Raw genomic sequence first — 12,758 nt, forward strand, 5'->3', positions numbered from 1 at the left:
TCTCCTCGGCGAACAGGTTAATCCGACGCGCGCCGTTCTATGATAGTATGAGCGAACGACTACCAACCGGGCTCTCCGCGCTCGACTGGAAGCTCGGCGGTGGTCTCCTCACGAAGCAGCTCTACGCGTTCGTCTCACCGGCGGACAGTCAGAGCGAACTCCTCCTCGAACTCTTCGCGGCGACGAAGCCCACGCACATCGTCTCGACCCTGCGCCCGGCCGCGGAGATCCGGGACGAACTCGACTGGGTAGGTATCCCCGACGACGCCGTAACGGTCACCGACTGTTCGGCCGAAGAGCTCGCCGCGGACCCCGAACGGTGGCTGACACCACCCGAAGGGGGGTATCTCGTGCTTGACCCGTTCGACACGGTCGAAAACGAGGCCGGCCAGGCGTCGCTCCGCGTCCTCGACGCGATGCGGCGGGCCGTCGACGAGCGGAACGCAGTCGGTCTCGTCCACTGTCTCGAGGAACCGGCGCAGAGCTACCAACGTCGGCTGACGCTGAAGCGCGTCGACGGGGTGATGCGACTCGACGTGCGGACGACGACCCAATCCATCGAGACGCGGCTGCTCGTCACGAAATACCGGCGCGGTCGTGCCGAGATCGAGCCGATCAAACTGCGGCTGACCGACCACGTGACGCTCGACACGAGCCGCGATATCGCCTGAGTCGTTCAGTTGCCGTTTGAGGTCTCGCTCGCACCGCCGGTGCTGGTCCCGGAGCCGCTCTCGACGCCCATCGCCTGGAACAGCTTCCGGCGGACGGCCTCCTCGGTCAACGAGAGCAGCGTGTCGCGGTTGCCCTCGCTCGTCTCGATGCCGGTGAAGATACCGAGCGGAATCTCGACGCTGCCCTGCGTCGAGTGACCCCCGGCCTCGCCGATGCCCTGGAAGGCATCTTGGAGCACTTTGCCGATGTTCATCCGGATGTCCTTCGAGCGAGCCGCGAGGTAGATCTTGTCGTCGGCGATGCCGAAGACGGCGGTCGTCGTGATCCCCTCAAGGTTGAGGAGATGCGAGGCGGCCTGCGTGAGCGCGTCGCGGTCGCGGATGAAGCCCGCGTTCGAGACGAGATGGCTCCCCTGGACCTCGCGGTTCTGGATGGCTTCCGCGAGCACGTCGAGCGTCTCCGGCGACATCGACGGCGACTCGACCTGTTCGAGCGTGTCGTGGTTGGCGAAAGGGTAGAGATAGGCCGCGGCGGTCAGATCGGCGGGGGTCGTGTCGCGCTTGAAGTCAAGCGTCTCCGCGCGGATGCCGTAGAGAAGCGCGGTCGCGACGGTTTCGGTCGGACTGAGGTCGAACTCCTGGATATACTTCGTGAGGATAGTGGAGGTAGAGGAGACGTTGGGGCGGACGTCCATGAACGCGGCGTCGATGCCCTCGTCGGGTTCGAAGTGGTCGATGAAGATGTCGACGTCGACGTCGGCGTCGAAGCCGCCGGATTTCATGTGGTCGACGAGCGCGACCGCGCCGTACTCGGAGAGGTCACCCGCCTCGCTACGCGGGATGAGTTCGATGCCGAGGAGGTTGACGAACGCGCGGTTCTCCTGGTGGCCGATGTCGCCACGGTAGAGGATGTCGGCGTCGATGTCGTACTCGTCGGCGATCATCTGGAGGGCGACGGCGGAGGCGATGGAGTCGGGGTCGGGGTTGTCGTGGGTGAGGATGGCCAGATTCTCGTCGGTCTCGCGGAGGACGTCCGCGAGCTGGCGGGCCTTGTACTCCAGCTCGCCGGATTCGAGCGTCCGGAGCGCGGAGTCGGCGATGACGGTGGAGGGGTTGATGACGATGTCGGCACCGAGGCTCTTCAGTTCGTCTTCGGAGACGGGGTCGGAGGCGCGGACGACGATGAACTGGTCGCCGCCGCGGTCGCGGATGGCCGAGACGGCGGCCTTGTTGGCGTCGACGTCGGAGGCGAGAATGAGGATGACGTCGCGGTCCGAGACGGCCTCGGCGACCTCGTCCTCGGAGATGTCCTGCTGTTGTGCGTTCAAGTCCTGGTCGCGAAGTGCCTCGACCCGGCTGTCGTCCTTGTCGAGGATGAGGACGTCCTTCCCTTCGTCTGCCAGTTCCTCGGCGACGATGTGACCCACGCTGCCACACCCCAAAATCGCATACGTCGACATCGAGGAAATGCTGACCCCAGTACTCATCAGTACGGTTGGGTATCCACGGACGACACTTAACACCCACCGTTTGCCGTGATTATCGGTGTGAGACGGCGTACCGACGCTGCTCGAAAGGGAAACGCCTTTTAATGTACCACCGAAAGGCGTGAGTGCACACAGGGCCGGTAGCTCAGTTAGGCAGAGCGTCTGACTCTTAATCAGACGGTCGCGTGTTCAAATCGCGCCCGGCCCGCTTTCTTCGGTGAACCACACGGCGAGCACCTCGTGTGCTCGCGACTCGCGTTCTCGGCTGTGCGGGCATCGGAGCGATTTGAATCAGGGAACGAAACGAGCGTCACCGAGTGGAGTGACCGTGGTTCAAATCCTGCGTGTTTTTGCTGCTAACAGAATGTCAGCGGAGTTTATGTTAGTATGACAAAAAGTCACGCATATGCAGAGCGGAAGCCTCAGCGCCTTCGCCAAGGCTCGTGAAGAAATTCAGTTGTGGCCAGCTGCGACCGCAGCTTTCTATTTCACCGTCAATGACTCTCCGTGGGTTCTCATTCTATTTATGATGCTTACTGTGGCCGGTGCTATAACCTACAAGATGCATGAGGCACTCCGTGAAGCACTGACGAACAGAAACCGCTTTTCTGATGTCAGGAACCGCAATTCTCGCAACAAAATAAAGAACGAGACCAATCCATTCGTTGTCGGATTTGAGGTATGGGACGCGACGCGACCAGATAATAAGGTAATACGTACTTTGGCAGTCGCAGGAATGGCAACGAATCTCGTGGCGGGGGGATGTCTGTTTATTTGGTTATTTTTACGTTTAATCGGACCAGTTTCACCATCTATCACAGGTGTCGGGTTGCTCTCCCTCCCGTTGTTGATAGCCGCAATGATGGCTTCATCAATTGTCTGGTCATCTTGATTTCAAAAACCCCGCTGCAGTATCGAGAAGAGCACAGATTTAGCTGCCAGGTCAATCCTGCGTTGAAATTGTAGAGGCGAACGGCTACATGCCCTCCGCGCCATTGAGAAGTCATGGCCAACCCGACGTTTCGCGAAGTACAACGCTTCCGTCAGCCGTGGCTCTGGGCGTTTCTCATCCTCGTACTCCTCCCGACAGCCATCGTCGGTGGGCCGTTCGGCGCGCTCGTCGGCGGGGCGGTCGCCCTCTTCGTGTGGTCGCTGCGGCTCACGACCGAAGTCCGCGAGGACGCGCTGTACGTGCGGTTCTTCCCGTTTCACGTCTCGGAGAAGCGGATTCCGTGGAGCGACGTCGCTGCCGCCGAGGCGGTCCGGTACCGACCCCTCCGTGACTACGGCGGGTGGGGAATCCGCTTCGCGAAGGGTCGGCTGGCGTACAACGTGAGAGGCTCAGAGGGCGTGCGGTTGACCCGTCCGGGCGAGCGCGAACTGCTCGTCGGGAGTCAGGAGCCGTACGAGTTGGCGCGGGCGATCCGCGACGCGATGCGGAACACCGGGCACTGACGGCCTACGAACCGAAACCACTTTTCGCCGGGTTGGTGGATTCCCCCTGTGGACGACAGAAAGCTGCAGTTCTACGCACTCTACCTCACGCGGTTCGCGGGTGGCTTCGGGGTCGTCACGCTGTTGACGCTCCTACCGAAGTTCATCGACTATCTCGAACCGACGGCGGTGACGGTTCTCGGCGTCTCGCTCAGTGCCGGGTTCGTCATCGGGATGTACACGACGGGCTTTACGCTGGCGCAGACGATTGCCGTCGTCCCGTTGGCGTGGGCGGGCGACCGGTTCGACAAACGGCTCGTCCTCGTCGGCTCGATGGGTCTCGGCGTCGTCGCCTACGCGCTGTTTCCGCTGGCCGACCTGAGCCTCTCGTTCATCCTCGCCCGCGGGTTGCAGGGCGTCGCCGTCACGGGTGCTGGGCTGATGTCGCTCGCGCTCGTCGGCGAAATCGCCGACACGGGCACCCGCGCGAACCGCATCGGAAAGGCGAACGCCTCGCGCTTCGCCGCCTCCATCATCGGCGCGGCCACAGCGGGCGGTCTCTACGACTACTTCGGTGCCGACGGCGACGCCTTCACCCCCATCTTCGCGCTCATCACGGCGATTCTGGCGGTCGCGACCCTGCTCGCGTGGCTCTCGCTCTCGCCCGACGAGACCCGAATTCAGGGCTTTCCCTTCTCGGATCTCGCGTTCAACCGCCGCATCATCTCGTTGACGAGCTTCCGCGCGCAGTACGCCGTCGCCGTCACGCTCGTGCGGACGTGGGTCCCCATCTACGCCGGTGTCACCGCCGCGTCCGGCGGGCTGGGCTACGGCGCGCTCGCGGTCAGTCTGACCATCATCGCCGAGAAGTTCTGTAACATGGTGCTCCAGCCCCACACGGGCCGTATCTCCGACGGCCACGGGCGAGCGCTTTTCATCTTCTTCGGCGGCGGTCTCTACGGACTCGTCGCGCTCGCGGTCCCCTTCTCGCCCGCCATCGGGACGGCACTCGGCGTCCCGACGGCACTGCCGTTCCTCGGCCCACTCACGCCCGCGTTCCTCCCGCTCGTCGGACTCTCAGGACTGCTCGGCGTCGCCGACAGTTTCCGCGAACCCGCGAGTATGGCACTGTTCGCCGACGAGGGAACCGACGACGGCGGCGTCGCCAGTAGCTTCGGTATCCGCGAACTCGTCTGGCGGCCCGGCAGCGTCGTCGCACCTCTCCTCGGCGGCTATCTGATGACCGAGGTCGGCATGGAGTGGGTCTTCTACGTCGGCGGCGCGGCCGCGGTCACGGGCGTCGTCACGTTCCTCGGCGTGCTCTCGTACTTCCACGGGCCGACCGCGTTGACCGAGTGGTGAGACGCCTCGCTGCGGGCTAGTGTCAATAGCTCGTCGACCGTATCACAGGTATGGCACGTCCAGCGTCGCTCGAAACCCCCCGACTGCACCGCCTCCTCACCTCGCCGCTCGGACGGCTCTTGGAGACGGACGCCCTCGAACGGGTCGCCCTCGGTGGCGTCCGCCGTGAGTTCGGCATCAGCCGCGCCCGTTCGGCCGCCGACGTCTCGCTCGGCCACGGTCCCGCCGCGTTCCTCGACGCCGTCGGCGCGCCCCCCGCACCCGACCTCCATCCACGCATCGAACGGGCACTGGCCGCGTACGCGACGCGCCGCGAGGCGTTCGACGCGGCCAACGAACGCTGGGAGGAGGCCTTCTGGGGACCGGAAGACGCCGCCCCCGACGACCTCGTCGAAGTCGAGCGCGAGCGTCGCGCGGCCGCCGACCGCCGCGCACAGCCGACTCGGCTGTTTCGCTTCCTCGCGACCGACCATCTCCTGCCGCCCGTGAAGTACGACGTGCCGACACCCGAGGAAGCGCGTCACCAGTGGGAGGGCTATCTCGCGACGCCCGAACGGCTCTACGGCTTCGACGGCCCGCTGCCGACGGTCGAACGCTCGCAAGAGGTTCGCGGTCCCGGCACCGTCGAGTCGTTCCTCCGGTTCGAGTCGCCCTCGCCGTACTTCGAGACGGCGACAGCGCGAGTCTACGAGCCCGAGACGGCCGACCGGTCGGCGTTGCCGACGCTCGTCTTCAACCACGGCCTCGGCATGATGAACGACACGATGGCCTACTGGCCGCCGGAGGCCGCGCTGGCGCGGCCGCTCGCACGGGAGGGGTTCCGCGTGGTGCTGCCGGACGCGCCCTGGCACGGTCGCCGCGAGATGGTCGGCACCTACAGCGGCGAGCACTACCTCGCGAAGGGTCCCATCGGGATGTTCCAACTGTTCTCGGCCGCAGCCCTGGAGAACGGCGTCCTCGTCGACTGGGCGCGAACGGAGGGCGCGCCGGCCGTCGCCGTCGGCGGCCTGAGTCTCGGTGGCATCACGACGCTCCACGTCGTCGGCCACTGCGGTGCGTGGCCCGAATCGACCCGCCCGGACCTCGCGTTCCCCGTCGCCGGCGCCGGTCTCGTCGACGAGACGGTCGTCCGGAGTGAGCTACTGGACGCGCTCGACACCGACAAGGCGCTACGGGCTGCCGGGTGGACGCCCGCGCTCCTCGGCGAGTTCGGGCCGCTCCTGAATCCGCCGACGACGTGCGGTATCGACCCCGAGCGGGTGGTTCCAGTCGCCGGCGTCCGCGACGAGGTCGTCCCCTACGACACGACGCGGTGGCTCCTCGACTCGTGGGGCGTGCCGGACGGAAACCGCGTCGAGTGGGACGTCGGCCACTTCGGCGTCCTGATGCAGATGCTCCGTCACGACGAGTTCCGAGAGCGAGTAAAGGCGGCGTTCGCGACGCTGGAGGAGTCGAACGGAGTCACAGAAACAGCGGACGTCGACGAGTCGACATCGGCGGCCGCGTCGTAGCAGCGGCGGCGGCGGCACCGTAAGCGTAGGTCGGTATCGCTACTCGTCGAGGAAGTCGGGTTCCTCGCGCTTCTCCTCGCGCTCGGCTTCGAGATGGGCGCGGAAGTCCTCGATCTCGACGTCCTTGGCCTCGCGTTCCTTGCGGTCGCGGACCGAGATGGTCTGGGTCTCGGCCTCGTCGCCGCCGACGATGATCATGTACGGGACGCGGTCCTCCTGCGCCTCTCGGATTTTGCGGCCAAGCGTCCACGAGCGGTCCTCGATCTCGACGCGGAAGTCGCCGAAGTCGCGGTTCTTGAGCCGCTTTGCGTAGCCGAGTTGGTCGTCGCTGATGGGCAGGATACGGACCTGCTCGGGCGCGAGCCAGAACGGGAACTTGCCGTTGAAATGCTCGATGAGCACCATGAAGAACCGCTCGTAGCTGCCGTAGAGCGCGCGGTGGATCATGACCGGCTGGTGTTCCTCGTTGTCCTCGCCCGTGTAGCTCAGGTCGAAGCGGTCGGGCATGTTGAAGTCCAGCTGGACCGTCGGCCCGTCCCACTTGCGGCCGAGGGCGTCCTTGAACGCGAAGTCGATCTTCGGGCCGTAGAACGCGCCGTCGCCGGCTTCGATACCGTAGTCGATGCCGCTGTCGTCGAGGACAGCGCGAAGCTGCGTCTCGGCCTGCTCCCAGATCTCGTCGCTGCCGACGGACTTCTCCGGGCGCGTCGCGAGCGCGACCTCGGCGTCGAGACCGAACGTGTCGAAGACTTCGAGGATGTTCTCGATGATGAGGTTGATCTCGTCTTCGATCTGGTCGGGTCGGACGAAGAGATGGCCGTCGTCGATGGTGAACGACCAGACGCGCGACAGACCCGAGAGTTCGCCGCGCTGCTCCTTGCGGTAGACTTTCCCGTCCTCGAAGTAGCGGACCGGCAGGTCGCGGTAGGACCACGACCGCTGGTCGAAGATGGTCGCGTGGCCGGGGCAGTTCATCGGCTTCAATCCATATTCCTCGTCGTTGACGTCGAGGAGGAACATGTCGTCGACGTAGTTCTCGTAGTGGCCCGACTTCTTCCAGAGTTCCGTCCGGAACAGATGTGGCGTCTCGACGGGGTCGTAGCCCGCATCGAGGTTGAGCTGCTTCGCGAAGTCGGCGAGTTCGTCGAGGATGCGCTTGCCGTTCGGATGGTAGAGCGGCAGCCCCGGCCCCGTCGTCTCGTCGATGGAGAACAGTTCGAGCTCCTGGCCGAGTTTGCGGTGGTCGCGCTCTTTGGCCTCCTCGCGCATCTCGAGGAAGTCGTGGAGGTCCGACTCGGAGGCGAAGGCCGTCCCGTAGACACGCGTCAGCGTCTCGTTCTCCTCGTCGCCGCGCCAGTAGGCGGAGGAGATGTTGAGCAGTTTGAACGCGCCGATTTCGCCCGTCGACTCGACGTGCGGGCCCTTACAGAGGTCCTCGAACTCGCCCTGTTTGTAGAACGAGAGCTGGTCGTCGCCAGCGGCCTCGGTCTCCAGAATCTCGCGCTTGAACTCGTTGTCCTCGTACTTCGCGAGCGCGTCCTCGCGGTCGACGAGTTCGCGTTCGATGTCGAGGTCTTCCTCGATGATGGCGTCCATCTCCGCTTCGACGTCCTCGAGGTCGTCCATGTCGAGGTCGACGTTCGTCACGTCGTAGTAGAAGCCCTCGTCCGTCCACGGGCCGATGGTCAGTTTGGCCTCGGGATGGAGTCGCTGGAGTGCCTGGGCGAAGACGTGGGCGGCGGAGTGTCGGAGAACGTCCAGATACTCGTCTGACTGGTCGGTGACGATGACGAGATCGTCACCGTCGTGCAGTTCGGAGGCTTTGTCGACGAGTTCGCCGTTGACGACACCGGCGACCGTGTCCTTTCCGAGACCCGGACCGATTTCGTAGGCGGCGTCCTCGACGGAGGCTCCGTCGGGGACGGAAAGCTCCGACCCGTCGGGGAGAATAACCACGATGTCACTCATACGAAAACGGAATCGGAGCGGCCGGATAAGTGTTGTTGAGACGCGCGACGGCGTGTCAATGCAGGGGAATCGCTTTGTCGGATGGCTCGGTGATGGTTTCGACTGGGCGACAGGTCGGGGGTGTCGTGAGAGACACAACGAAATCAATACTGAACCACCCCGACTACCGAGAGGACAACGAGACCGAGCCACCAGCCCACCATCGAAAGCCGAGAACACACCTCGTTTCCGCTGAAACGCCGATTCCGGAGAGATATATAGCTAACCGCAGGTTCTGACCCCGCAGTTTAGACGGATGACCGACGACCGAGACGTCTGAGCCAAGACGGGGAGACGGAGAGGTGGAGAAGGTCGTCCAGCGGGTAGAGCCGGTAGGCCACGTCAACGACACGGACGAACCGGGCGACCGAATCGACCCTGAACAGATTCCTCAACCGGCTCACGAGCTGTCACGTCTCCAGTGACCAAACCCTTCAAAGCCCCTCCACGACATACCTCAGCCATGCGATTCGACCGCCAAAGCGGCGTCTTCATGCACGTCACCTCTCTCCCCGGCCCGCACGGCATCGGCGACCTCGGCGACGGGGCCTACGCCTTCGTCGACTTTCTCGCCGAGGCCGACCAGTCACTCTGGCAGGTCTGTCCGCTCGGGCCGACCTCGTCGGCGATGGGCAACTCGCCGTATCAGGCCTACTCGGCCTTTGCGGGGAATCCGCTGCTTGTCAGTCTCGACCGCCTCGAAGAGCGCGGCTATCTGACCGACGACGACCTCGGACCCGTCCCCGACTTCGACCGCCACGAGACGGACTACGAGGCCGTCGGCGAGTACAAACGTCCCCTCCTCCGGACGGCCTTCGAGCGGTTCGAGGAGACCGCAAGCGACGAGGAGCGCGACGCCTTCGACGCCTTCCGCGAGCGCGAGGCCTCGTGGCTCGACGGCTACGCGCTGTTCATGAGCCTGAAGGAGGAGTTCGACGACGCGCTGTGGACCGAGTGGCCCCACGACGTCAAGGTGCGTGAGGAGAGCGCGCTGGCCGAGTACCGTGAGAAACTGGCCGACGAAATCAAATACCGTGAGTTCGTCCAGTTCGTCTTCGACCGGCAGTGGCACGACGTCCTCGAATACGCCCACGAGAAGGGTGTCAAGCTCGTCGGCGACCTGCCCATCTACGTCGCGCTCGACAGTGCCGACGTATGGGCCGCGCCGGAGGCGTTCGACCTGAACGAGGCGCACGAACCCGCCGCCGTGGCGGGCGTCCCGCCGAACAACCACGACGACGGCCAGCGGTGGGGCAACCCGCTCTACGACTGGGACGAGCTGCAGGCGACGGGCTACCAGTGGTGGCTCGACCGCCTCGACCGCCTCTTCGAGATGGTCGACGTCACCCGGCTCGACCACTTCAAGGGCTTCGACGAATACTGGGCCATCCCGGCCGACGCCGACAGCCCCGCCGCGGGCGAGTGGCGCGACGCGCCCGGATACGACTTCTTCGAGACGATTCAAGCGAGATTCGGCGACCTGCCGTTCATCGCCGAAGACCTCGGCTTCATCGACCAGCAGCTCATCGACTTCCGCGAGGAGTTCGACCTGCCCGGGATGAAGGTGCCCCACTACGCCAACTGGTGTCAGGGGGGCGACCCGAACCAGCCGATGCACTACCCCGAGAACTCGGTGGCCTACTCGGCGACCCACGACACGAACACGACCGTCGGCTACTACAACGACCTCCCCGAGGACCAGAAGGAGTGTCTGCACTACAACCTCGGCGTCGACGGCAGCGAGATCAACTGGTCGATGATCGAGGCGGTCTGGAACTCCAACGCCGTCATCGCACTCGCACCGATGCAGGACCTCCTGGGTCTCGACAGCCACGCTCGGTTCAACACCCCCGGTACGGCCGAGGGCAACTGGGACTGGCGGTGTACCGAGGAAGGCTTCGACTCCGGCGTGGCCGACCATCTGGCGATGCTGACCGACATCAGTATCCGTTAGACTGTCCACCGCATCACCGACGCGACGCCCGGTGCTGATGCTATTTTCCGCTCGGTCGCAGGTCCGTCAGCCCCACCGAGAGATAGAGCGAACTCGCGCCGCCGACGGCGACGACGAACCAGTAGGAGGCGAAGCGGTAGAGCAGGACGGCGGCGGCGACGACGTCGACGGTCGCACCAGTGAGGACGACGAGCACCGCGGCCGTCCCGACCTCTGTCCCGCCGAGCCCGCCCGGCGTCGGGAGCAGCGTCGCCAGCCCGCCCGCGGGGACGAGGAGCAGCGAGAGTGCCAGCGGCATGGTGTAGCCGACCGCCAAGAAGCCGAAGTACAGCGGCAGCGTGAACAGGACCCATCCGACGAGTGCGATGGCCGCGGCGCGGGCGACGACCGAGCGGTCCGCAGTGGCGCGGTCGAACGTCTCGAAGAAGCCGGCGACGCCGCGGTCGACGGCGTCGGCGGCGAGCCGCGGTCGGACGCTCGGGACGAGTCGGCCGAGCGTCACGCGGCCGACCGCCGCCAACAGCCGTGCGGTCCGCGAGAGTGTGCCGCGACCGTAGCGCGCCACGCCGACGAGACCGACGACGAGGCCCGCCGTGCCGACGACAACGACGGCACCCAGCCCGCTCCCGACGGGCGTCGTCAGGAGATACCAGCCGAAGCCGACGGCGGCGACGACGAGCGACGAACAGAAGATGACCAACTCGCTGGCCGTCACGGCCGCGAACGTCTGGCGGTAGTCGAGCTTGAGGTCCGAGGAGAAGACGTAGGCGAGCAGCGGGACGCCGCCGGCGTGGCCGAAGGGGAGCACCTGTTTGGCGAAGGTGCCCGCGAGGTAGCCGAAGCCGACGCGTTCGGAGGAGACATCCTCGTCGAGCGTCCGGAGGAAGAGCCACGAGACGGCTGCCCACGCGAGCTGGGCGACGAGACTCGCGACGAGTGCGAGCGCGAGATACCGCGGGTCGGCGGCCGCGAGCTGGGCGAGAATCGCGCCGAGTTGGACGTCGGCGACGACGACGAGACCGACGAGTGCCGCGAGGACGACGACGCCGAGGCCGACGCGGCGTCCGGCACTCGTCTTCGGCTCGACGGGGGAGTCAGTCATGCCAGGACAGACGACAGCGGGGGATATCAGTCTGTTTCCGCGGCCAGTCCGGAGGTGGGGTCGTCCGGAGACAGGGGAAGTCCTGCTGGCCGACGGGGGACACGCAGCCGGGGCGGGAGGACACGCAGCCATGGCTGGAGGGCACAACGGCTTTGGCACGCCGCCACAACGGGCGAGTGTGAAACGGCCAATCGGATACGTCTCGCTCGTTCTCGCGGCGGCCGCCGCGCTGCTCGGTGGGCTCGTACAGGCGGGCCAGCCGTTCGGAGCGTTGCCCGACATCAACGGTGTCCCAATCGACATCGCCGTCGGCAAGGGCTTGCTCGCCGCTGCGGTCATCTTCGGGCTGAACGGACTCTATCTCCTCGTCACCCAGGCGTTGATGAACCGGAGCACGAGCAAGCGTCGGGCGCACGACGTCCGGAACGTGCTCAGACTCGTCTTCGGCACCGTCGCCATCTTCGGCGTCCTCGGCGTCGTCACCGAGCAGTGGGTCGGAGTGCTGTTCTCGCTGGGTATCGTCGGCTTCGCGATCACCTTCGCGCTCCAACAGCCGCTGCTCTCGCTGCTCGGCTGGGTCTACATCATGGTCAAACGGCCCTACGGCGTCGGCGACCGCGTCAAGATCGAAGACACGAAGGGCGACGTCATCGCCGTCGACTTCCTCGTGACGACGCTCTGGGAGATCAACGGCGACCTCGTCTCCTCGAACCAGCCCTCCGGCCGCGTGGTGACGGTTCCGAACAGCGTCGTCCTCTCCTCGCAGGTCGTCAACTTCGGCGGCGAAGGCTTCCCGTTCGTCTGGAACGAGGTCTCCTTTCAGGTGTCCTACGAGACGGATCTCGAGTTCGCGGTCGAGTTGCTGGCCGACGAGGCCGACGACTTCCTCGGCGACGAGATGGCGGCCAACATCGCCCGCTACCGCGAACGGCTCGCCGAGACGGCCGTCGAGTTGGAGGTCCAAGACCGTCCCACGGTCAACGTCACGCAGGGCGAGTCGTGGGTCGAGCTACGGGTCCGCTATCTCGTCCGTCCGCGCCGCGGCCAACGGACGAAAAACGAGCTGTACCGCCGCGGTCTCGCCCGGTTCAACGAGCATCCCGACCGCGTCGGCTTCCCGGTCGGCCGGAACCGCTGAGTTCCAGGGCCACTCTGTCGGCCGCACCGACACCGCCGCGACGGCACGGCGACGCATTCACCGACCGAAACCCCGAAACCCGCGTACTCCCT

Annotated in this window: 10 protein-coding genes and 1 tRNA gene; 8 read left to right on the top strand and 3 right to left on the bottom strand. The window is 65.4% G+C overall.

Going from position 1 to position 12,758, the window contains the following annotated elements:
• The first annotated feature begins 47 nt into the window (after nt 1-47).
• Complete coding sequence (locus BLR57_RS13345; RefSeq protein WP_089698303.1) at nt 48-671, top strand: DUF7125 family protein; 624 nt, start codon at nt 48-50, stop codon at nt 669-671.
• Nucleotides 672-676: 5 nt separating this feature from the next.
• Here the strand turns inward: BLR57_RS13345 and BLR57_RS13350 are convergent, their stop codons facing one another.
• Nucleotides 677-2,158 (bottom strand): DHH family phosphoesterase, encoded by a 1,482-nt coding sequence (locus tag BLR57_RS13350; protein ID WP_089698305.1) that lies wholly within the window; start codon nt 2,156-2,158, stop codon nt 677-679.
• Nucleotides 2,159-2,292: 134 nt separating this feature from the next.
• Here BLR57_RS13350 and BLR57_RS13355 point away from each other — a divergent pair.
• The 5 genes from BLR57_RS13355 (at nt 2,293) to BLR57_RS13370 (ending at nt 6,465) form a co-directional block, all read left to right on the top strand.
• Nucleotides 2,293-2,366 (top strand) — tRNA-Lys (locus BLR57_RS13355).
• A gap of 198 nt (nt 2,367-2,564) precedes the next feature.
• Nucleotides 2,565-3,050, top strand: coding sequence for a hypothetical protein (locus BLR57_RS18985; RefSeq protein ID WP_139173348.1), 486 nt, complete (start codon nt 2,565-2,567; stop codon nt 3,048-3,050).
• A 113-nt stretch (nt 3,051-3,163) separates the two neighbouring features.
• Nucleotides 3,164-3,613 (top strand): hypothetical protein, encoded by a 450-nt coding sequence (locus tag BLR57_RS13360; RefSeq protein WP_089698307.1) that lies wholly within the window; start codon nt 3,164-3,166, stop codon nt 3,611-3,613.
• Nucleotides 3,614-3,661: 48 nt separating this feature from the next.
• Nucleotides 3,662-4,954 (top strand): MFS transporter, encoded by a 1,293-nt coding sequence (locus BLR57_RS13365; protein WP_089698309.1) that lies wholly within the window; start codon nt 3,662-3,664, stop codon nt 4,952-4,954.
• A 50-nt stretch (nt 4,955-5,004) separates the two neighbouring features.
• Nucleotides 5,005-6,465, top strand: coding sequence for an alpha/beta hydrolase (locus BLR57_RS13370; RefSeq protein ID WP_089698311.1), 1,461 nt, complete (start codon nt 5,005-5,007; stop codon nt 6,463-6,465).
• Between the two features lie 39 nt (nt 6,466-6,504).
• On the opposite strand, the gene thrS is transcribed toward BLR57_RS13370, so the two are convergent.
• Nucleotides 6,505-8,433, bottom strand: a complete 1,929-nt coding sequence (thrS, locus tag BLR57_RS13375) for a threonine--tRNA ligase (RefSeq protein ID WP_089698313.1) — start codon at nt 8,431-8,433, stop codon at nt 6,505-6,507.
• A gap of 502 nt (nt 8,434-8,935) precedes the next feature.
• Between thrS and malQ the strand changes: the two genes are divergently transcribed.
• Nucleotides 8,936-10,426, top strand: a complete 1,491-nt coding sequence (malQ, locus tag BLR57_RS13380; RefSeq protein WP_089698314.1) for a 4-alpha-glucanotransferase — start codon at nt 8,936-8,938, stop codon at nt 10,424-10,426.
• A 40-nt stretch (nt 10,427-10,466) separates the two neighbouring features.
• Here malQ and BLR57_RS13385 read toward each other — a convergent pair whose 3' ends face one another.
• A complete protein-coding gene (locus BLR57_RS13385; RefSeq protein WP_170830640.1) occupies nt 10,467-11,528 on the bottom strand; it encodes a lysylphosphatidylglycerol synthase transmembrane domain-containing protein in 1,062 nt (353 codons plus the stop codon).
• Nucleotides 11,529-11,706: 178 nt separating this feature from the next.
• On the opposite strand from BLR57_RS13385, the gene BLR57_RS13390 reads away from it, so the two are divergent.
• Nucleotides 11,707-12,666 carry a mechanosensitive ion channel family protein gene (locus BLR57_RS13390; RefSeq protein ID WP_244510018.1) on the top strand — a complete coding sequence of 320 codons (960 nt, stop codon included), beginning with the start codon at nt 11,707-11,709 and terminating at the stop codon, nt 12,664-12,666.
• Nucleotides 12,667-12,758 lie beyond the last annotated feature (92 nt).

It is taken from the genome of Halogranum gelatinilyticum (assembly GCF_900103715.1).
Taxonomy (GTDB): Archaea; Halobacteriota; Halobacteria; order Halobacteriales; family Haloferacaceae; genus Halogranum; species Halogranum gelatinilyticum.

What these genes read in the sequence shown, in the direction of transcription:
- BLR57_RS13345 (WP_089698303.1), top strand. Translation starts at nt 48, where the DNA reads ATGAGCGAACGACTACCAACCGGGCTCTCCGCGCTCGACTGGAAGCTC.
- BLR57_RS13350 (WP_089698305.1), bottom strand. Translation starts at nt 2,158, where the DNA reads ATGAGTACTGGGGTCAGCATTTCCTCGATGTCGACGTATGCGATTTTG.
- BLR57_RS18985 (WP_139173348.1), top strand. Translation starts at nt 2,565, where the DNA reads ATGCAGAGCGGAAGCCTCAGCGCCTTCGCCAAGGCTCGTGAAGAAATT.
- BLR57_RS13360 (WP_089698307.1), top strand. Translation starts at nt 3,164, where the DNA reads ATGGCCAACCCGACGTTTCGCGAAGTACAACGCTTCCGTCAGCCGTGG.
- BLR57_RS13370 (WP_089698311.1), top strand. Translation starts at nt 5,005, where the DNA reads ATGGCACGTCCAGCGTCGCTCGAAACCCCCCGACTGCACCGCCTCCTC.
- thrS (WP_089698313.1), bottom strand. Translation starts at nt 8,433, where the DNA reads ATGAGTGACATCGTGGTTATTCTCCCCGACGGGTCGGAGCTTTCCGTC.
- malQ (WP_089698314.1), top strand. Translation starts at nt 8,936, where the DNA reads ATGCGATTCGACCGCCAAAGCGGCGTCTTCATGCACGTCACCTCTCTC.
- BLR57_RS13385 (WP_170830640.1), bottom strand. Translation starts at nt 11,528, where the DNA reads ATGACTGACTCCCCCGTCGAGCCGAAGACGAGTGCCGGACGCCGCGTC.